Here is a 19,485-nt window from a genome sequence, read left to right on the forward strand (position 1 = left end):
ACTCGGCGGCTCCCGGGGGTTGTGGGTGGCTATTACGCGCCAAATCGCCAGGGTCCGCACCGGGCACGCGGCACGAGTTCAAAGACAGGCACTTACATCAGGGTGAGTTGGGCTGGGCGGGGACGGCGGGTCACGGTTTCGGCTTCGGTGACCGTGTCGCCGAGTCCGGTCAGGAACGGGGAGCGGGTGCGGTCCTGGGTGCTGCCCCGGATCGTCCGGCGGGCCGCGTGGGTGAGGTAGAGGTGGTCTTGGGCTCGGGTCATGCCGACGAAGAACAGGCGGCGTTCCTCGGCCACCTCGGCGTCGGTGGGTTCGGTGCCGGGCCAGCGCAGCGGGAGCAGTCCGTCTTCGCAGCCGATGAGGAAGACCACCGGGAACTCCAGGCCCTTGGCGGCGTGCAGCGTCAGCAGCGAGATCGCCTCGGCGCGCGGGTCGAGCGTGTCGACTTCGGCGCCCAGCAGCACTTCCCGGCAGAACTGCTGCACATCGTCACCGCAGCGCTGCGCCAGTGGTGCCAGCAGTTCCACCGCGGTGTGGATGTCGGGGCGGGTGTCTTCGGCGACGGTGTCGGCGACCGTTTTCGCGGCCATGCGCAGCCGGTCGGACACCGGGCCGCTGCGCCCGTCGGCGACGTGCAGCAGTTCCCGGACCAGCAGATCCACGCCGGGGCGGGCGGAAAGCCGGTCGTGGGAGCGTTTCTGCACCGGCAGGCCGCAGCGGATCAACTCGTCGAGGACCGCGCGCGACTGGGCGTCGGTGCGGTACAGCACGGCGATGTCGTTGAAGCCGATGCCGCCCGGGCCGTCGCCGAGGACCCGGCCGCTGTCGAGGGAGTGGAACGAGGCGCCGCCGAGCAACTGGTCGATGGTGCGCGCCACGAACGCCGCCTCGGCGCGTTCGTCGCTGGCCTGGTGGCGCACGATGCGGTGCGGCTCGCGGCCCGAGGCCGGGTGCAGCTGGCGGTCGGCGACCAATGTGGACGGTGCGATGGCGCGGATCGCCCCGCCCAGGATGTGCGCGCCACTGCGGTAGTTGCGGGTCAGGGCCAGCACCGGGGCGCCCGCGTAATCCTGTTCGAAACGCAGGAAGAAGGCGACGTCCGCGCCGCGGAACGAGTAGATCGCCTGGTCCGGGTCGCCGATGGCGGTCAGGTTGGCCTCGGCCGGGGCGAGCAGGCGCAGCAGCCGGTACTGGAGGTCGTCGACGTCCTGGTACTCGTCGACGGTGATCCACTGGTAGCGCTGCCGGTACTGCTCGGCGATGTCGGGATGTTCGGTGAGCAACTGCACGGCCAGCACGACGAGGTCGTCGAAGTCGACTAGGTTCGCCGCGCGCAGCGCGGTGAGGTATTCCCGCAGCACCGCCTCGGTTTCCGGGTCGGCATCCCCGCCGCGGCGGGCCGGGGACAGCTGCGCCCGCCCCCGTCGCGCGCCGCGCTCGTCGCCGGTGATCGCGGTGAGGATCTCGTGCTGGCGGGCGGTGTCGGCTAGGCCGAAATCGGCGTCCAGGCCGAGGAGTTCGTGGTGTTCGCGCAGGATCTGCAGTCCGAACGAGTGGAAGGTCGCCACGGTCATCTGCCGCGCGGCCGGGCCGATGAGCGCCTGCAGGCGTTCGGTCATCTCCTCGGCGGCGCGGCGGGTGAAGGTGATCGCCAGGCAGGTGGCGGCCGGGACGCCGCGCTCCAAGACCAGGTGCGCCAGCCGGTGGGTGACGGTGCGGGTCTTGCCGGTGCCGGGTCCGGCCACGATCAGCAGCGGCCCGGCGGCGACCTCGGCCGCGGCACGCTGGTCGGGATCCAATCCGGCCAGCACTCCCGAGCCGGTGGCCACTGCGGCGGCGACCGGTCGCGGTGCGGGTTCGGCGGGCGGCTGGGGGATCGGTGCCGCGGCGGTGGGTTCAGGTTCCGGTTGCGGGGTGAACAGCGCATCGTCGAACAGCGCGGGTGCGTTGCCGGTGCGCAGCCGGGCGAGTTCGGCGGGTTCGAAGACCCGGATCGTGCCGTATTCGCCGTCGTAGCCGGGATCGCGCAGCACCTTGCCGAGCCGCAGCCGCTCGATCGCCTCGGCCACCTCGGCATTGCTGGCGCGCAGTTCGTCGACCGGAACGTCTTCCAGGATCGCCAGCTCCGGGCCGTGGGTGGCGGTCAGCTCGCTGATCTCACCGAAGACCTTCTTGCTCTTGGGTCCCACCCCGAGGACTTCGCCCACGATCTCCGGCAGCGGGATGAGGTTGCGGAAGCCCGCCGCGCCGGGCGGCCGGATGCCCTCGGGCCGGTCGGCGAGTGTGTCGACGCGGTGCAGCACGCCGACGGTCAGCGGTTTGCCGCAGCCCGGGCACAGTCCACTGTGGGCGCGGGTGTCGCCCGGTTCGAAGCGCACCTGGCATTTGCGGTGCCCGTCGAGGTGGTACTTGCCTTCTTCGGGGAAGAACTCGACGGTGCCCGCGAATCCGTCGCCGGTCTCCAGCGCGCGTTTGACCGCGAAGTAGTCCAGCTCGGTGTCGAAGACGCTGGCCTCCCGGCCCAGCATCGGCGGCGAGTGCGCGTCGGAGTGGCTGACCAGCGTGTACTTGTCGAGCGCGGAGATCCGCCAGTTCATCTCCGGGTCGCTGGACAGCCCCGTCTCCAGCGCGAAGATGTGCCCGGCCAGATCCCGGTAGCAGTCCTCGATCGCATCGAACCCGGCCTTGGAGCCCAGCACCGCGAACCACGGGGTCCAGATGTGCGCGGGCACCAGGTAGGCGCCGTCGCCGGATTCGAGGGTGATCTCCAGCAGATCGCGCGAGTCCAGGCCCAGGATCGGGCGCCCGTCGGAGCCGAGGTTGCCGATGCGGCCCAGCCGCCGGTTGAACTCCTCGGCGGCGGCGAAATCCGGCATGTAGCACAGGTGGTGGACCTTGCGGGTGCGCTCGCCATGCTTGTAGATCGTCGAGATCTCCACCGACAGCATGAACCGGACCTGCCCGCCGCAGGTGGGCGGCAGGCTGCGGGTGAGATCGCGGTCCAGGTCCTCGCGCAGCCGGAACACGCCCGGCTCGGCGGGTTCGAGGACCTCGCGCAGGTGCGCGAACCAGGCCGGGTGGGTGAAATCGCCGGTGCCGACCAGCGAAATGCCTTTGCGGCGCGCCCACCAGGTCAGGTGCTCGATGTCGCAGTCCTTGCTGCACGCGCGGGAATACTTCGAGTGGATGTGCAGATCGGCGTAAAAGCGCACCCGGCGATCTTGCCAAAGGACCACCGCGCCCCAGCCCGGGGGCTAGGCAGTTTCGTTCGGACCAGTTGACGCGATGGCGCGGCAGGTCGGGGGCGTTGACTTCCAGCACGCTGGAGATCCGAAAATCTCGTCATGGACGACAGAACTGCCGAGTCGGATCGAGCGGATCGGGCCGGGGTCCGGGAGTGGGCTGGACTGGCCGTGCTCGCCCTGCCGCTGCTGGTGCTGGCCTTGGCCCCGCGCGGCTCACCAGTGGGTGGGGCGGGTGAGGGTGGTGGGCAGCTTGGTGGCCGCGTTGCCCTTGGCCGCGTTGAGCTGGGGTTGGGTGAGGAAGATGCTGTCGGTGAGGTCGGCGTCGCGCAGATCGGTGTCCCGGAAGTCCGCGCCGATCACGTCGGCTGTGCGCAGATCGGCGCCCCGCAGGTCGGCGGCGATGAGGTAGGCGCCGCGCAGGCTGGCGCCCCGCAGGTTCGCGCCGCGGAGCTTGGCGCCGATGAGGTCGGCGCCCCGGTGGTTCTTCTTGCGGCCCGCGACGGTGGCCCGCACCAGTTCGCTGGTGCGCAGCAGCAGCGCGTTGACGTCCTCGCGCAGCGCGGCGACATCGATTGGCGCGAGCGTTTCGGCGCTGCCACGGGTGAGCCGGTCGGTGCGCTCCAGCGCGCGGCGCAGGTCGTCGTGGACCGGTCGGGCGGCTGGCCGGGCCAGTGCTTCGGTGAGGTACCACAGCAGTTCGTGCAGTTGCCGCATCACGGGGAAGACCGCGAACATCTGCTCTGCGGTGTGCGCGGCGGCTCGCCAGTCCTGTCCGCCGAAGGTGAGTTGGGAGACCTTCTGCCCGGCGCCGAAGCAGTCGAAGGCGGTGCAGCCGCGGAAACCCCGGTCCCGCAGGTTTGCGTGGATGCCGCAGCGGAAGTCGGTTCGCAGGTTGGTGCACGGCTGCCCGGCGGCCTTGTCGACGGCGAAATCGGCTGAGGCGGCGAAGGGCAGTGCCACGCAGCACAGTCCGAAGCAGCGCGTGCAGTCGGCTCGCAGGCTGTCGGCGGACGGGACGTCGTGCTGGTGGGACAACGTGCGTGATCTCCTGCGGCGTGGTGTGGGACGAACCCATTCTCGCCGATGGCCAGCGCGGACCCACCGCTGGTACCGGCTGCGGCGATCCGGGATTCGCGGATCGGAGTCGGGGCCGCCGCGCCTGCGGCGTTGCTCCGGTTGGTCGGTGGCCGGTTGATAACGTCTCGGCATGGGTGAGCAGCCGGTGGAAGATGCAGCTTCCGACGAGCAGGCCGAGGGCAGCTGCCGGTTTCCCGGCTGTTCGCGGGAAGTGGTGCGCACCGGCGGGCCGGGACGGCCTTCGGAGTACTGCGATCTTCCCGAGCACACCCGGTGGCGGGCGTGGAAGGAGCGGCAGCGGCTGCAGGCGGTGCAGGAGCAGGTGCCGCTGTCGGCGGTGGCGGTCGCCGAATACGACGGGGCGCGGCTGCGGGCCGAGGAGTTGTTGCGGCAGTACCGACTCCTGTCGGAGCAATTGACCCGGAATCTGCGCGCCGGCATCACCGAACTCGCTACCATCGCTGATCCCAGCGCGGCCGAAGCTCAGATCCAGACCGCCCAGGCCGAAGCCGCACACCGCATCGCGCAGGCCGAGCAGGCCTTGGCCACCGCGCAGCAGCAGCGTCGCGACGCCGAACAGGCCCGCAGCGCCGCCGAAGACGCGGCCGAGGACGCCGCCGCTGCCGCGGAAACCGCCGGGCACGACGCCGAAAGCGCCCGCAAGGAACGGGATGATGCCGTGCAGCAGGCACGCCAGGTCGCACACCGGGCGGCGCAGGACGTGGAGGCGGCGCGCAACGAAGCGGAGGTCGCCATGGCCGCCGCCCGCCGGGACGCCGACCAGCAGGTCGCCGACGCGCGCCAGACCATCGAGCAGGCCAAGGCGGACGCGGCGGCGGAGGTCCAAGCGGCGCAAGAACGAGCCCGGCAGCAGATGGCCGAGGCCGGGCAGCAGCAGGCGGCGGCCGTGGAGCGCGCGGCACGCGCGGAGCAGGCCGCGGAGACGGCCCAGAGCCAATTGGCCGAGCTGAAGAGGGCCGCGGAGCAAGCGCGCGCGGAGACCCAGCGCCAGCGCGAAGAGCTCGCGGCGCTGCGCGAACAGCAGGCCGCGGAGCTGCGGCGGGTGCGGGCGGAGGCTGAGGAGCGGCTGCGGGCCGAGCGCGACGCCGCCGCGCAGCGGGTGGCGGCCGTGCAGGATGCGCGGGCCCAGTCGTTGGCCCGCGCCGAGCGCGCGGAACGGCAGCTGGACGCGGCGGCCGAGGAGCTGCGGATACTGCGTGCGACGCCGCTGCCGCCGTCGGAACCCGCCTAACGGCACCGACGGCAGCGGCTGGGTCAGTCGGCGAGCATTCGGGTCGAAACCTCCCACAGGCGGGCGGCGGCTTCGGGGTCCAGGGCGTGTGCGGCGACACCGGTGGCCTCGGCGGACTGGCCATCGGTGGCCGGATCGTGGGGCAGGGCCTCGACGCAGTTCGCGAAGTAGCGTCCGCCGATGCCGTCCACCAGCGGGGAAGCCGCCAGCAGCACCGAGGTGGCCGCGCCCTGCTGGGGGGTGCGCCAGGGGTAGTTGTCGAAGATCGCCTGGATCTCGGGCGTCATCGCCGCGCCCTCCTGGTGGGTGAGCTGTCGGTGCGCAGCGAGGAGTTCCGCCAGCTGCGGGTGCGCCACGAGGTCGCCCCGCGCACCGGCGGTTCCACCGTGGTCCACCCCGCAGGTCGGGGCGATGGAGCTGAACTACGAGAAGCTCGCGATCACCGGCACCGACGGGTTGGTCCTGGTCCTCTTCCACGCGGTGCCTGGCAGTGCGGCAGCGCAGTCGCTGACGCTGCTCGCCCATCTCGCCACCGACAACACCGCTGCGGCGCCGGTGCCCGAGGACGACAACGTCCGGCGCCGATGAGTGCCACGGGTCTGGGCGGATCGGCCGCCCAGACCCGATCAGCTGTCAGACGGCGTTTCGCCCTGCGTGGGAGCGTTGACGCGGTCGGCGGTGCGCTGGAGGTGTTCGCGCATGATCGCCATCGCCTTCTTGGTGTCGCGGGCGTCGATGGCGTCGATGAGCGCGCTGTGCTCCTCCACGCCGCGGGGGCCCATGAGCGGGGCGGCCTCCTTGGCTTCCCGCAAGGACATCAGCAGCGGGCCGTGGAAGGACTGCACCAGCATCTCGATGGCCGGGTTGTGCGTGCAGGCCGCGGCGCGGGTGTGGAAGTCGGCGGACATCGACACCGTGTACTGGTTCGCGCCGAGCGCGGCCTGGTGGGCGGTCACCATCTCGCGCAGGGCGGCGATGTCCTCCTCGCTGGCGCGCTCGACGACCAGCGGCACGATGCCGAGTTCGAAGACCATCCGCGCTTCGGTCACGTTGGACGCGGTCAGCGGCGAGAGGTTGAGCAGGTCGGCGAGGCCTTCGCCGACCTGCTCCGAGGTCGGTGAGGTGACGAAGGCGCCGCCGCGGGCGCCGACGCGGATCGTGATCAGGCCGCTGGCTTCGAGCACGCGCAGCGCTTCTCGCACGGTGACCCGGCTGACGCCGAAGCGTTCGCACAGGGCGCGTTCGCTGGGCAGCCGGTCACCCGGCGTCAGCCGGCCTTGCCGGATGAGCACTTTCACCTGCTCCACAATGGCCTGGGAGACGCGGCTGAGGCTGACGGCCTGGAACATGTCTCCCTCCTGTCCCGTGGGTATTTCCGTCGGTTGGGTTTGGTCGCGCGAAGCCATGCACCCATCCTCCCATCTCATCGGTCAAACCATTTGACAACCACCGAACCACACTTTATGGTCTTACCAATAGTCCAAAGTAGAAGTGGAGTCCCATGGTCGCCATGCCGGACCTCTCCCTGGGGGATCTCGTCAAGGAAACCCAGGACACCTTCGAGGTCAACACGGACGTCTACACCAACCCCGCGGTCTTCGAATCGGAGATGCGCAATATTTTCGAACGCGGTTGGGTGTTCGTCGCGCACGAGTCCCAGGTGCCCGAACCCGGGGACTACAAGACCACCTCGATAGGCACTCAGCCAGTTGTCGTGAGCCGACACGAGGACGGCCAGATCTACGTGCTGCTCAACCGGTGCCGCCACCGGGGCACGGTCGTCTGCCGGGCCGAAGTCGGTCACTCCAACTATTTCCGGTGTCCGTACCACAACTGGGGATACGCCAACGACGGCACGCTCGTCGGAATGGCGATGGCACACGGCTGGAAGGAAGACTTCGACAAGTCGGCCTGGGGCCTCAAGCGGGTGGCCCGGGTCGGGATCTACCGCGGGCTGATCTTCGCCGACCTCGCCGAGGACGGCCCGAGCCTGGAAGAACACCTGGCCCCGGTGCGCCCGTACATCGACGCGTGGTTCGACCGGTCGCCGCTGGGTTCGATCTCGGTCATCCCCACCGCGCACAAGTACCCGTATCCGGGGAACTGGAAGTGGCAGGCCGAGAACGGGCATGACGGTTACCACGGCAATTACGTGCACGAGTCGTGGCAGCGGGTGCTCGACCGCGCCGGTGAGGCGCCGGTGCGCGACATCCGGAAATACCGCGCCGACGGCTGCACCCGCGGATTCGTCGGCGGCCACGGTTTGCTGGAGCGTCCCGGTGGTCTGAACCCGGCCGCCAGCTGGACCGGCCGCATGATGGTCAAGTTCCCCGAATACGAGCGGGCGTTGCGGGAGAAGTTCGACGACGACCACATCGAGTTCGTCTCGGCCCGCCGCAACATCTTCATCTTCCCCAACCTCTACCTGTTCGACACCCAGTTGCGGGTGATCAATCCGCTCGCGGTGGACTCCACCGAGGTCTACCTCTACGTCTACGCGCTCGACGGGGTGCCCGCCGAGCTCAACGAGGGCCGTTACCGCGCCCACGAGCGCTTCTACGGCCCGTCGGGCTTCGGCGCTCCCGATGACGTGGAGATCTTCGTGTCCAACCAGAGCGGGGTCCGCGCACGCGGCGTCGAGTGGGCGCTGATGTCGCGGGGGCTGCACCGCGAGACCACCAACGACGAGGGCGAGGTCGTGGGGCACAGCACCGACGAAACGCCAGTGAGATCGCTGTACCGGCAGTGGAAGAGGTGCATGCAATGACTACCACCACGGACGCGCAGGTCGCGAGCAACGGGGCGTCGCAGCAGGCGACGCTGACCGTCGCGGAGGCCGAGACCCTGGTGTTCCGAGAGTGCCGACTGCTCGACGAGGTGCGCTACGAGGAGTGGCTGGAGCTGTTCACCTCCGACGGCGTGTACTGGATTCCCGTCCACGACGGCGAATTGGCCGACGCCCGCACGAAGGTGTCCATCGTCTACGACGACGCCGAGCGCCGGGCCGAGCGGGTGTTCCGCACCCTGCACACTCCGGTGCTGGACCAGAATCCGCGTTCCCGTACGGTGCACTTCGCCAGCAACATCGAGGTGGTCGAGGACGAGGACGGGCCGCGGATCAACTGCGCCCAGCTGATCGCCGAGTTGCGGCCGGGCGGGGAGCGCCAGGTGGGCCTGAACCGGACGCGGATGCTGGCCGGGCGTTGCGAGTACCGGGTGCGCCGCGAGTCCGGCCAGTGGCGGATCACCCTGAAGAAGTTGGTGCTGATCGAATCCGAGCAGCCGCTGTTCAACCTGGCATTCATTCTGTGAGGGGATCGTGAGCGACCGTTTCGCCGCAGGCCCGGCATCGGAGCAGGACGAGGAATCCGGGTGGCCCCGCCGGTCGGGACCGCCGGAGATCTACCAGAACGAGTTCGCGATGGTGGAGGTGAGTCGCTACGAGACCGAAAGCGGCGCGCGTTTGTGCATCCGCGACCTGGCCTCCGGCGCTTCGGTCTTCCTCGACCCCCTCGAACTGGAGGCGTTGACCAGGGTCAGGCACAAGGATTTCGCACCGCTGGTCGACCCCAGCGACCTGGTGTCCACCCCCGAACCCGACCCCGACGAGGTCTGAGAACCCGCGGCGGTGCCAGTGCCGTGGGTGGGCCAAGCGGCTGGCGCCGCTGCGAGAACGAGAACAGGGTCTGAGCAATGGACGTGCCGGAGCGCGCTCGGGCGATGGTGGCCACTGACGCGTACACAATGGAATCCCGCGACATCCCGATCCCGCGGATCGGCCCCGACGACGGGCTGCTGCGGGTGGAGGTCACCGCGATCTGCGGTACCGATTGGGAGATCTGGGGCCGCCAGTCGCGCGGCGCCGGACTCGGCCCGCTCATCCTGGGGCACGAGAACGTCGGTCGTGTCGTCGCCGTCGGCGACCGGGCGGCGCAGCGTTGGGGTGTCGCGGTCGGTGACCGGATCGCCGTCGAGGAGTTCCTGCCGTGCGGCACCTGCCGCCTGTGCCGCGGCGGCAACTACCGGATCTGCGAGGCGACCGACTCGCGGGGCGGCAAACCGTTCCTGCGCTACGGCGCCACCCCGCTGGCGGTGGCGCCCGCGCTCTACGGCGGGCAGGCCGACTACCTGTACCTGCATCCGCGCTCGATCGTCTACCCCGTCGGCGAGGACATCGGTCCTGAGCTCGCCGCGCTGTACGTGCCGGTGGGCAACGGGGTTCGGTGGGTGGTGCAGGAAGGCGGTTTGCAGGTCGGCGAGACGGCGGTGGTGATCGGCCCCGGTCAGCACGGTCTGGGCTGCGTGGTCGCGGCGCGCGTCGCGGGTGCGGGCCGGGTGATCGTGGTCGGGACCGCGCGCGACGGGGACCGGTTGGAGGTCGCGAAGGCGTTGGGCGCCGATGAGGTGGTCGTCGCCGCCGACGGCACCAGCCCGGTCGAGTCGGTGTTGGACGCGACGTCGGGTCGGGGTGCGGACGTGGTGGTGGACCTGGCGCCGGGTGCGACCGGGACCGTCGAGGACGCGTTGGCGATGGCGGGCAAGCGCGCTCGGGTGTTGCTGGCCGCGAGCAAGCACGGCCGCGCCGTGGCGGGTTTCTCCAACGACCTGGTGGTCCGCAAGGAACTGGTGGTGCGCGGGGTGCGGGGCCACGATCACCGGTCGGTGGAGCCCGCCATCGACATCATCCGCTCGCACCGCTTTCCGCTGGAACGGCTGTGCACCCACCGGTTCCCGCTCGAACAAGCCCCGGAGGCCATGCACGTGGCCGCGCGGGGCGGCGAGCGGGGCGCGATCCACGTCAGCGTGGTGCCGTGATCATGACCGCTCAACCACCGCTGCATGAGTTGCGCGAGCAGGTCGCGCTGGCCTGCCGGGTGTTGGCCGCCGCCGGTCTGGTGGAGAACGTGCTCGGCCACGTCAGCGTGCGGACGTCGCAGCACAGCCTGCTGGTGCGTGGTCGCGGCCCGAACGAACGCGGGCTCGCACTGACCACAGTGGACGATGTTCACGAGGTCGACTTCGACCAGGCGGCGCCCGAGGGGGACTGGGCGCCGCCCAACGAACTGCCGCTGCACGTCGAACCGATGCGCCGCCGACCGGAGGTCACCGCCGTCGTGCACGCCCATCCACCGGCCGTGGTGGCGGCGACCGTCGCCCGATTGCCGTGGCGGCCCGTGGTGGGCGCCTACGACATTCCGGCGGCGCGGATGGCGGCCGAGGGCATTCCGGAGTGGCCGCGTTCGGTGCTGGTGCGGCGTGCGGATCTGGCCCACCAGCTGCTCGATCACATGGGTCGGCGGCCGGTGTGCGTGTTGCGCGGGCACGGTTTGCTGAGCGTGGCCGAGGGTGATCCGATGACCGCGATCGCGGCGGCGGTGGTCCAGGCGGTCGCGGTCGACTCGCTGGCGCGGATGATGCTGGCGGCGGCGTCGGCCGGGTCGCGGTTGGAGCCCATCGCAGAAGAGGATCTGGCGGAGCTGCCCGATCTCGGTGGCGGGTTCAACGTGTCGATGATGTGGCGTCATCTGTTGACCCGGTTGCCCTGACGCGGCGCAGGACCGGCAGCACCGCCACCGCCGCCAGCAGCGCCGTCGCGGCCGCGAGCCACAGTCCGGCGCGGGCCCCGAACCGTTCGCACCACCAGCCCAGCAGCGGCCCGCCCAGCGGGGTCGTGCCGAGGAACACCAGGCTGTGCAGGCTGATGACGCGGCCCTGCAGCCCTTTGTCGGCGCGCAGTTGCAGCAGGGTGCGGGTCAGGGTGTTGAAGCTGATGTTGGCGATGCCCATCGCGGTGACCGCGACGAGCGTCAGCGACAGTCCCGGCGCGAGCGCGGCGGCGGCGTTGGTCGCGGCGAAAGCCGCGGTCCACCAGGCGATCCCGCGCAGACCGACTTCTTCGCGACTGGCCGCCACGAGCGCGCCGAGGGCGGCGCCCAGGCCGAGGGCGCTGGTGAGCGCGCCGTACCCGGAGACGCCGCTGTGCAGGTCGTCGCGGGCCAGCAGCGGCAGCACGACCCGGAAGTTCTGGCCGAACAGCCCGATCACCGCGACCAGCACGAGCGTCGCGGTCATCTCGGGTCGGGCCAGCACGTAGCGCAGCCCTTCCAGGGCGCCCTTGGGGGTCGTTCGCCGCTCGTGGGCGGCGGCGGGGGTGTCCGGGGCCATCCGCAGCAGCCCGATCAACACCGCGACGAACGACACGGCGTTGATCGCGAAGGCGGTGCCCACTCCTGCGATGGCGATGACCACCCCGGCCAGTGCCGGGCCGATGAGTCGACCGGCGTTGTGCACTGTGGAGTTCAGGGCTTGGGCGTTGGCGTAGTCCTGCTTTGGGACCTTGTCGGTGACCAGTGCCTGGCGGGCGGGTGTGTCCAGCACCGTCACGAGTCCGAGGCCGAGTGCGAGCACGTAGACCATCCACAGCCGCACCAGTCCGGTCAGGCTCAGCGCCGCGAGCGTCGCGGCGAGCAGCGCGCTGGCGGTCTGGGTGCCGATGAGCAGTCGCCGCCGGTCCAGCCGGTCCACCAGGGCGCCGCCCCACAGCCCGAACAGCAGGGTCGGCACGAACTGCAGTGCCGAGGTGATGCCGAGTGCGAGGCCGTTGTCGGTGAGCTGGACGACCAGCCAGTCCTGGGCGACCCGCTGCATCCAGGTGCCGATGACGGAAACGGCGTGGCCGAACAGGAATCGCCGGTAGTCGCGATGCCGCAGGGAGCGCACCGTTCTCGCCACGAACCGCGGACGTCGTCGGTGGGCCAACGATCGCGCCATGCGCCAAACCCCTTCCGTTTGAGGACTAATGGTAATACCATGTCTTGCGCTAGTGATCGCTCCGGACTGTTCTCTGGGGCGAAGCCCGTCTCGCGATCGCGCGGACGAGAGGGGAGCGATCCCGGTGGAAAACGATGACGATGGCGACCATTCCGGCAACTTCCCCGCGGTCGGGGTGATCGGCCTGGGAGCGATGGGCCTGCCCATCGCCGGGCACCTGGCGGGAGCCGGGATCGCCGTGACCGTCCACGATCTGGATCCGGCCCGAGTCACGGCGGCCACGGCCGTCGGCTGCGCGGTGGCCGATGACGCGGGCGCGGTGGCCGCGGCGAGCGCGGTGACGCTGGTCCTGGTGCCCTCCGACGCCGACGTCCGGGAGGTGTGCCTCGGCACTGGCGGTGTCGTCGACCGCGCCGCTGGCGGCGTGATCGTGGTGTGCAGCTCCGTGCATCCCGCGACCGTGCGCGAGATCGACGCCGCGCTGACCACTGTGGACGGTCGGGGCGGCGTGCTGGACGCCGCGCTGACCGGAGGCGTGCGGGCGGCCGAGCAAGCGGCGGTCAACCTGCTCGTCGGCGGGCGGGCCGAGACGCTCGAACGGGCCCGGCCGGTGCTCGCACCCTGGTGCGCCAGCGTGCATCACCTCGGCGCGCTGGGCGCGGGGCAGATCGCGAAGAGCGCGAACAACCTCGTGCACTGGGCGCAGATCTGCGCCATCGAGGAAGCGCTGGATCTCGCTCGGCGCCACGGCCTTTCGGTTCCGGCCGTGCGGGCGGCGCTGATGGACGGGCCGACCGACAGCCGGACGCTGCGGGAGCTGGAACGGATGCGGTTGACCTGGTGGGCGAAGGATCTCGACACCGTCGACCGCCTCGCGCGCGAGGTCGGCCGCCCGACACCGGTCGCCGAGATGTGCCGGGACCGAATGTCCGGCATCACCGTCGAGGCCCTGGCCGAGCTCCTCGTCTCAGTTGGCACGCCATCCGCCTCGTTGTTTCGGTCAGGTAACGAGGGTTAAAGGTCATACCGTAAGACCGTAGTCTGGGTGCGGGTTCACCGCACCACTGTCGAAGGGAACGCAACGTGCGAGACGACTACCAGAAAGGCGTTCTGTCCAGCGAGAAGCGAAACCGGAGCACCTCCGAGATCGCCGCGCGCGACGAGTTCAACCGCAAGCACCCGCCGACCAAAGGTCTGGTGGTTCCGCACGACCTGCGGAAGATGGAGCTGCCCGAGCGGCCCTGGCGCAACAATCGCGGGCACTGGTTCGACCTCTCCGACTACGAGGTCCTCAACGCGCACCTCGCCGAACTCAAGCCGGGCAGCCAGTCCGTGCGCCACCGCCACACCACCGAGGCCTACCTCTACGTCGTGAAGGGGCACGGCTACTCGTTGATCAACTACGACGACGAGCCGATCGAGGTCGTCGAATGGTCCGAGGGCACCCTCTTCGCGCCGCCCCGCTGGGCCTGGCACCAGCACTTCAACCTCGACGAGTCCGACACCTCGCGCTACCTCGCCATCCAGGACACCGGGCTGCTGCGCACCATGCGGCTGCACAACATCGAGCGCCACGGCGTCCAGCTCTCCCCGGACGAGGCGCGCCCGCTGCTGGAAGCCGCGATCGAAAACGGAACGGTGCACGGCGGCATGCGCGGCGATGACGCCAACACGATCGTCGAACCCGTGAACGACCCCGGAAAGTCCTGACGCACACCGACGATGCCCGCCGGGCGGCCGAGCCCACCACACGCGCGTGACACCACTGGTCTCCCGCGTCAAAAGGCTCGGCCCCGCCCGGTTTTCTCCCACCACACCCAAGGGAGCTCACCGATGCGCTACCCTTCCCCGCTGCTCGCCCTGCTGCTGACCGTCGGCCTCGCGGTGACCGGCTGCTCCTCCGGAGCCGCGGACGGCCCGCCCGCCACCGCCGGATCGACCAACGGCACCAACGCGTACGCGACCTATGCGAACCTGACCGGCCCGGACCGCACGGCCAAACTGCTGGAGGCCGCGAAGGCCGAAGGCGGCGAGGTCGACGTCTACACCTCCAACACCGACATCCAGGACCTCATCGACGGTTTCCAGCGGACCTACCCGGACATCAAGGTGAACGCCTTCCGGGCCAACTCCGAAACCGTGTTGCAGCGCATCCTGCAGGAATCCGGCGCCCGCAAGGTCGCCAACGACGTCGTGGACACCAACGAGTTCGAACTGCGGGTGTTGAGCAAGGAAGGCGCGCTCGCGCCCTACGACGGCCCGGCCAAGCAGAACCTGCGTCCCGATGCGATCTTCGGCGACTGGCAGGCCGAGCGGTTCAACGGGTTCGTCGTCGGCTGGAACACCTCCCTCGTGCCGGAAGGCCAGTCCCCGAAGAGCTTCACCGACCTCGCCGACCCGAAGTGGCGGGGCAAGGTGGCGCTGGAAGTCGGTGACTGGGACTGGTACGCCACGATGCACACCTACCTCACCGACCAGAAGGGCATGCGCCCGGAGGCCGTCGACCAGCTGTTCCGGCAGGTCGTCGCGAACTCGAAGGTCACCAAGGGCCACACCGTCCAGGGCGAGCTGCTCAGCGCGGGCCAGTTCGCGGTGGCGGCGTCGATCTACACCCACACCGTCGACAAAGCGGCCGCCAACGGCGCGCCGGTGGCGTGGCATCCCGTCTCCGATCCGGTGATCCTGCGCCCGGACGGGCTGGCGCTCATGGCGCAGCCCCGACACCCGGCGGCGGCCCTGTTGTGGGCGGACTGGGTGCTCAGCGAGGGTCAGAAGGTGATCGCCGAATCCCACCGGATCCCGGCCGCCGAGAACGTCGCGGGCTTCGACAACCCGATCCCCGAAGGCACCCCGGTGTACGAGATGCCCGACTCGGCGCTGCAGAAGGCCGACATGTGGAACAAGGCCTACGACGACCTGCTGCGCGGTGCGCCGCAGGCTCGGTGAAACTCCCGCCGCACCGCCAAGTTTCCGCCCGCGGACCGTCGCGACCCGCCCGGTCCGGTCGCGATCCCGGCAGGGCGAAGACCGACTCCAAGACCGAAGGGAACCAGTCAATGCGGACTCGATCGTTCGGCATGATCGCCGTCACCGGCGTCATGGCGCTGTTAGTAGCAGCTTGCGGTGGGGGTGTCGCCGACTCCGGGCAGATCGCCGGGGCGGGCAGCGGCAACTCGGAAGCGGAGAAGGTCTACGCGGAGATCGCCGCCCTGCCGCGGGACCAGCAGCGGGCCAAGGCGGAGGAACTGGCCAAGGCTGAAGGTTCCCTGGCGATCTACTCCTCGATGACCCAGGACGTCGCGGACGTGGTGCGCGAGAAGTTCCAGCAGCAGTTCGGCATCCAGGTCACGGTGTTCCGCGGCAACTCCGAAACGGTCCTGCAGCGAATCCTGCAGGAAGGCGGCGCGAACCGGCTCGGCGCCGACGCGGTCGAGACGAACTTCGCCGAGATGGCCGTGCTCTCGCAGGAAGGCATGCTGGCCGACTACACCGGGCCCGCCCTCGACAGGGTCAAGGACACCGGCAAGTTCGACCACTGGACCGCCAGCCGGTTCAACGTCTTCCTGCCCGCCTGGAACACCAACCTGATTCGCCCCGGCGAGGAACCGCGCAGCTGGGAAGAGCTCGCCGATCCGAAGTACCGCGGCAAGCTCACGCTGGAGGTCTCCGACAGCGACTGGTACGAGAACGTCACCAAGTACTGGCTCGATCACGGCAAGTCCCAGCAGGAGGTCGACACCCTCTGGCGCGGCATCGTCAGCAACGCCAAGGCCGCCAAGGGGCACACCACGATGATGGAGCTCCTCGGCGCGGGCCAGACCCCGATGGACGCGATGAACTACACCTACATCACCGAGCGGGCCAGGGTGAACGGGGCACCGGTCGCCTACCGCCTCGCCGATGGCACGAACCCGATCCCCGCTTTCGCGCGGCCCAACGGGGTCGGCATGTTGCGCGGCGCCCAGCATCCCGCGGCGGCCTGGTTGTTCTACGACTGGATGCTCAGCGAGGGCCAGCAGGTGTTGGTGGACCTGCACCTGACGCCGTCGACCGACGTGCCCGGCGACGACAGCTTCAAGGGCATCAACCTCGTTCCCTTCGACGTCGCGGGCCTGACCAAGGAGGGCGCCGATTGGGACAAGAGGTACGACGAGCAGTTGCGCGGAGTCGAGCAGGTGCCGAACTGACGCGACAGCCCCATTTCCCGCCAACCGCTCCCAGATGAGGTGACGCATGACCGCAACGAGTCCCCCGACACCGGTCACGAGCCGTTCCGGTGTGGCCGATTCGTCTTCCCGGTTACGCCGGTTCATGACCCCGCAAGTGCTCATCGTCGGCGGCGCGATGGTGGTCGTCGCCTTCCTCGCGGTCGTCCCGCTGGCCTACCTGCTGCACGACACGTTCACCGGCAACTCGGGTCTGACGTTCAGCGCTTTCGCCCGCGCCTACGGCGGCAACTCCCAGTCCGGGCAGATGCTGCTGAACTCGCTGGGGTTCGCGCTGGGTTCGGCGCTGCTGGCACTGGTGGCCGGTACCGTGCTGGCCTACGTGCAGGTCCGCACCGACGTGCCGTTCAAGGGCCTGCTGTTCGCCGCCTCGCTGATTCCGCTGATCGTGCCGGGGATCCTGTACGCGGCGGCGTGGATCTTCTTGGGCGACCCCGCCATCGGATTGGTCAACACGCTGTTCTTCCAGCCGCTGTTCGGCAGCAGCCCGGTCAACGTCTTCAGCGTGTGGGGCATGATCTGGGTCCAGGGCCTGCACCTGGCGCCGGTGGCGTTCCTGCTGATGGTGGCGGCTTTCCGGGCGATGGACCCGTCGCTTGAGGAATCCGCGGCGATGTCGGGGGCCTCTCGGCTGACGATCCTGCGGCGGATCACCGTTCCGCTGCTGCGGCCCGCGCTGATCTCCTCGGCGCTGCTGATGTTCGTGCAGTCGCTGGAGAGCTTCGAGGTGCCTGGCCTGCTCGGCCTGCAAAACGGCATCTACGTGTTCACCAGCCGGATCTACTTCGTGCTGCGCGCCTATCCGATCGACTACGGCGCCGCCGGGGCCTACGCGGTGGGTCTGCTGGCGATCGCGGCGGCCGGGGTGCTCTTCGCCGGGTGGCTGCAACGCCATGCGCGCGGCTTCCAGACCGTCACCGGCAAGGCTTTTCGCCCGCAGCCGGTGCACCTCGGGCGGGCTCGGCCCTGGGTGGGTACGGGCGTGCTGCTGTACTTCCTGATCACGGCGGTGCTGCCGGTGGCGGTGCTGGTGTACGCCTCGCTGCTGAAGTTCTACGCGGGCCCGTCGATGCAGGCGCTGCGGACGATGACGCTGGACAACTACGCAGCGGTGTTCAACATGCCGCTGGCGGGTACCGCGCTGCGGAATTCGCTGGTGCTGGGCATCGGGGCGGCGACCGTGGTGATGCTGCTGTCGGCGATCGTGTCGTGGGTGGTGGTGCGCACCAAGCTGCCCGGCCGCCGGGTCCTGGACGTGCTGGCGTTCACCCCGATCGTCATCCCCGGACTGGTCCTCGGGCTCGCGCTGTCGTTCGTGTACCTGCGGGTGCCGCTGCCGATCTACGGCACGCTGCTGATCCTGCTGATCTCCTACTGCACCCGCTACCTGCCCTACGGCATGCGCTACTCGTCCGCGGCGATGACGCAGATGTCGCAGGAGTTGGAGGAGTCCGCGCAGGTCTTCGGCGCGTCGTGGACGCAGACCTTCCGCCGGGTGCTCGTGCCGTTGGCCAGCAGCGGCATCATCGCCGGCTGGGTCTACATCCTCGTGGTGTCCTTCCGGGAGCTCTCCAGCACGATCCTGTTGTACAGCCCGGGAAATGAAGTGCTCTCGGTGCTCATCTGGGAGCAGTACGAGAACGGCCAGTTCACCACGCTCGCCGCGATCGGCGTGTGCATGGTGGCGATTCTGCTCGTGCTGGTCTTCGTCGCCCACCGCCTCGGTGCTCGTGTCGGGCTGCAGTCGGACGACGACCGCTAGCCATCCGGAGGAACAGATATGTTGATCGTGGACAACCTCGTGAAGAGTTACGGCAACACCGGCACCGCGCGCAAGCGCGCCACCGCGCGCAAACGCGTCTACGCCGTGGGCGGTGCGAGCTTCGACGTGCAGGAAGGCGAACTGTTCACCCTGCTGGGACCGTCAGGGTGCGGCAAGACGACCACGTTGCGCTCCATCGCCGGACTCGAACGCCCCGACAGCGGGCGGATCACGCTGGCCGACCGGGTGCTCTTCGACGCGGGCGCGGGCGTCAACGTGGCGGCCAACCGCCGCGAGCTGGGCATGGTGTTCCAGTCCTACGCGATCTGGCCGCACATGAGCGTGTTCAAGAACGTGTCCTTCCCGCTGGACGTGCTGCCGCGCAGCCGCCGCCCCAAGCGGCAGGAGATCAGCGAACGCGTCGAACGGGTCCTGGAGGTCACCGAGCTGTCGGAGTACGCCGCCCGCCCAGCCACGAAGCTCTCCGGCGGCCAGCAGCAGCGCCTGGCGCTGGCGCGCGCCCTGGTGATCCAGCCCGACCTGATGCTGCTCGACGAGCCGCTGTCCAATTTGGACGCCAAGCTGCGGGAGAACATGCGCTTCGAGCTCAAGCGCCTGCAGCGCGAGCTGGGGCTCACCGCCATCTACGTCACCCACGACCAGTCCGAGGCGCTGGTGATGTCCAGCCGGATCGCGGTGATGAGCGGCGGCAACATCGAGCAGATCGGCAAACCGCGCGCGGTGTACACCAACCCGGCGTCGAAGTTCGTCGCCGAGTTCATCGGCACCTCCAACTTCGTCCAGGGCGTGGTCGCCTCGGTCGACGCCGATGAGGTGGTCGTCGACACCGTCGAAGGCCAGTTGGTGAGCAAGCGCGGCGAGACCCCACCGCCCGCGGTGGGGGAGGACGCGCTGCTGTCGCTGCGGCCGGAGAGCATCGACGTCTCGCTGACCCCCGCCGAGTCCACGGTGAACGCCTGGTCCGGTCAGGTGCTCACCCGCGCGTTCATGGGCGATGCGGTGGACCACGTCGTCGGCGTCGGCAAGTTGGAGATCCGCACCCGCTCCAACCCGACGCAGTCGATCGAGCCGGGCAGCCGGGTGCACCTGTGGGTGGACCCCGCCAAGGTCATCCTGGTGCCGCTGAGCTGA

18 protein-coding genes and 1 pseudogene are annotated in these 19,485 nt (G+C 69.7%); 13 read left to right on the forward strand and 6 right to left on the reverse strand.

The genetic code is table 11. The features are described from left to right. Window positions 1–92: 92 nt before the first annotated feature. From ACTWQN_RS08825 to ACTWQN_RS08830, 3 genes and pseudogenes are all read right to left on the reverse strand, one after another. Window positions 93–1,829 (reverse strand): ATP-dependent helicase, encoded by a 1,737-nt coding sequence (locus ACTWQN_RS08825; protein WP_443203163.1) that lies wholly within the window; start codon window positions 1,827–1,829, stop codon window positions 93–95. A 216-nt stretch (window positions 1,830–2,045) separates the two neighbouring features. Then, a pseudogene (locus ACTWQN_RS38060) lies at window positions 2,046–2,948 on the reverse strand (endonuclease Q family protein); the annotation flags it as partial. A 510-nt stretch (window positions 2,949–3,458) separates the two neighbouring features. Beyond that, window positions 3,459–4,280, reverse strand: a complete 822-nt coding sequence (locus tag ACTWQN_RS08830) for a pentapeptide repeat-containing protein (RefSeq protein WP_443202871.1) — start codon at window positions 4,278–4,280, stop codon at window positions 3,459–3,461. 172 nt (window positions 4,281–4,452) lie between these two features. Between ACTWQN_RS08830 and ACTWQN_RS08835 the strand changes: the two genes are divergently transcribed. After that, window positions 4,453–5,574 (forward strand): coiled-coil domain-containing protein, encoded by a 1,122-nt coding sequence (locus ACTWQN_RS08835; protein WP_443202872.1) that lies wholly within the window; start codon window positions 4,453–4,455, stop codon window positions 5,572–5,574. A 23-nt stretch (window positions 5,575–5,597) separates the two neighbouring features. Here ACTWQN_RS08835 and ACTWQN_RS08840 read toward each other — a convergent pair whose 3' ends face one another. Further along, the gene (locus ACTWQN_RS08840) at window positions 5,598–5,930 is read right to left on the reverse strand and encodes an SDR family NAD(P)-dependent oxidoreductase (protein WP_443203182.1); all 333 of its coding nucleotides are present in this window, start codon (window positions 5,928–5,930) and stop codon (window positions 5,598–5,600) included. Here ACTWQN_RS08840 and ACTWQN_RS08845 point away from each other — a divergent pair. Next, window positions 5,881–6,162 carry an MmyB family transcriptional regulator gene (locus tag ACTWQN_RS08845; RefSeq protein ID WP_443202873.1) on the forward strand — a complete coding sequence of 94 codons (282 nt, stop codon included), beginning with the start codon at window positions 5,881–5,883 and terminating at the stop codon, window positions 6,160–6,162. The genes ACTWQN_RS08840 and ACTWQN_RS08845 overlap by 50 nt on opposite strands. A gap of 38 nt (window positions 6,163–6,200) precedes the next feature. Here ACTWQN_RS08845 and ACTWQN_RS08850 read toward each other — a convergent pair whose 3' ends face one another. Next, a complete protein-coding gene (locus ACTWQN_RS08850) occupies window positions 6,201–6,923 on the reverse strand; it encodes a FadR/GntR family transcriptional regulator (protein WP_443202874.1) in 723 nt (240 codons plus the stop codon). A gap of 161 nt (window positions 6,924–7,084) precedes the next feature. Here ACTWQN_RS08850 and ACTWQN_RS08855 point away from each other — a divergent pair, with 161 nt between their 5' ends. The 5 genes from ACTWQN_RS08855 (at window position 7,085) to phtC (ending at window position 11,120) form a co-directional block, all read left to right on the forward strand. Then, window positions 7,085–8,341 (forward strand): aromatic ring-hydroxylating oxygenase subunit alpha, encoded by a 1,257-nt coding sequence (locus tag ACTWQN_RS08855; RefSeq protein ID WP_443202875.1) that lies wholly within the window; start codon window positions 7,085–7,087, stop codon window positions 8,339–8,341. Then, window positions 8,338–8,886 (forward strand): aromatic-ring-hydroxylating dioxygenase subunit beta, encoded by a 549-nt coding sequence (locus ACTWQN_RS08860; protein WP_443202876.1) that lies wholly within the window; start codon window positions 8,338–8,340, stop codon window positions 8,884–8,886. Before ACTWQN_RS08855 ends, ACTWQN_RS08860 begins: the two co-directional genes overlap by 4 nt. Before the next feature lie 7 nt (window positions 8,887–8,893). After that, a complete protein-coding gene (locus ACTWQN_RS08865; protein ID WP_443202877.1) occupies window positions 8,894–9,190 on the forward strand; it encodes a hypothetical protein in 297 nt (98 codons plus the stop codon). Between the two features lie 77 nt (window positions 9,191–9,267). Beyond that, entirely contained in the window at window positions 9,268–10,389 is a 1,122-nt protein-coding gene (locus ACTWQN_RS08870) for a zinc-dependent alcohol dehydrogenase (protein ID WP_443202878.1), read from the forward strand. Between the two features lie 2 nt (window positions 10,390–10,391). Next, window positions 10,392–11,120: a 3,4-dihydroxyphthalate decarboxylase gene (gene phtC / locus ACTWQN_RS08875; protein ID WP_443202879.1), complete on the forward strand. Its 729-nt coding sequence runs from the start codon at window positions 10,392–10,394 to the stop codon at window positions 11,118–11,120. Here the strand turns inward: phtC and ACTWQN_RS08880 are convergent. Further along, the gene (locus ACTWQN_RS08880; RefSeq protein WP_443202880.1) at window positions 11,074–12,345 is read right to left on the reverse strand and encodes an MFS transporter; all 1,272 of its coding nucleotides are present in this window, start codon (window positions 12,343–12,345) and stop codon (window positions 11,074–11,076) included. The genes phtC and ACTWQN_RS08880 overlap by 47 nt on opposite strands. Window positions 12,346–12,469: 124 nt before the next feature. Between ACTWQN_RS08880 and ACTWQN_RS08885 the strand changes: the two genes are divergently transcribed. The 6 genes from ACTWQN_RS08885 to ACTWQN_RS08910 all read left to right on the forward strand — a co-directional run bounded on the left by ACTWQN_RS08885 (window position 12,470) and on the right by ACTWQN_RS08910 (window position 19,485). Next, window positions 12,470–13,363: an NAD(P)-dependent oxidoreductase gene (locus tag ACTWQN_RS08885; protein ID WP_443202881.1), complete on the forward strand. Its 894-nt coding sequence runs from the start codon at window positions 12,470–12,472 to the stop codon at window positions 13,361–13,363. A gap of 65 nt (window positions 13,364–13,428) precedes the next feature. Next, window positions 13,429–14,055 carry a cupin domain-containing protein gene (locus ACTWQN_RS08890; RefSeq protein ID WP_443202882.1) on the forward strand — a complete coding sequence of 209 codons (627 nt, stop codon included), beginning with the start codon at window positions 13,429–13,431 and terminating at the stop codon, window positions 14,053–14,055. A 123-nt stretch (window positions 14,056–14,178) separates the two neighbouring features. Continuing rightward, entirely contained in the window at window positions 14,179–15,291 is a 1,113-nt protein-coding gene (locus ACTWQN_RS08895; RefSeq protein WP_443202883.1) for an ABC transporter substrate-binding protein, read from the forward strand. Window positions 15,292–15,401: 110 nt separating this feature from the next. Further along, a complete protein-coding gene (locus tag ACTWQN_RS08900; protein ID WP_443202884.1) occupies window positions 15,402–16,532 on the forward strand; it encodes an ABC transporter substrate-binding protein in 1,131 nt (376 codons plus the stop codon). 46 nt (window positions 16,533–16,578) lie between these two features. Beyond that, on the forward strand, window positions 16,579–18,333 hold the full coding sequence (locus tag ACTWQN_RS08905; RefSeq protein ID WP_443202885.1) for an ABC transporter permease: 1,755 nt from the start codon (window positions 16,579–16,581) through the stop codon (window positions 18,331–18,333). A gap of 18 nt (window positions 18,334–18,351) precedes the next feature. Next, entirely contained in the window at window positions 18,352–19,485 is a 1,134-nt protein-coding gene (locus ACTWQN_RS08910) for an ABC transporter ATP-binding protein (protein ID WP_443202886.1), read from the forward strand.

This window comes from Saccharopolyspora antiqui, assembly GCF_052246905.1.
In the GTDB taxonomy this organism is placed as follows: Bacteria; Actinomycetota; Actinomycetes; order Mycobacteriales; family Pseudonocardiaceae; genus Saccharopolyspora.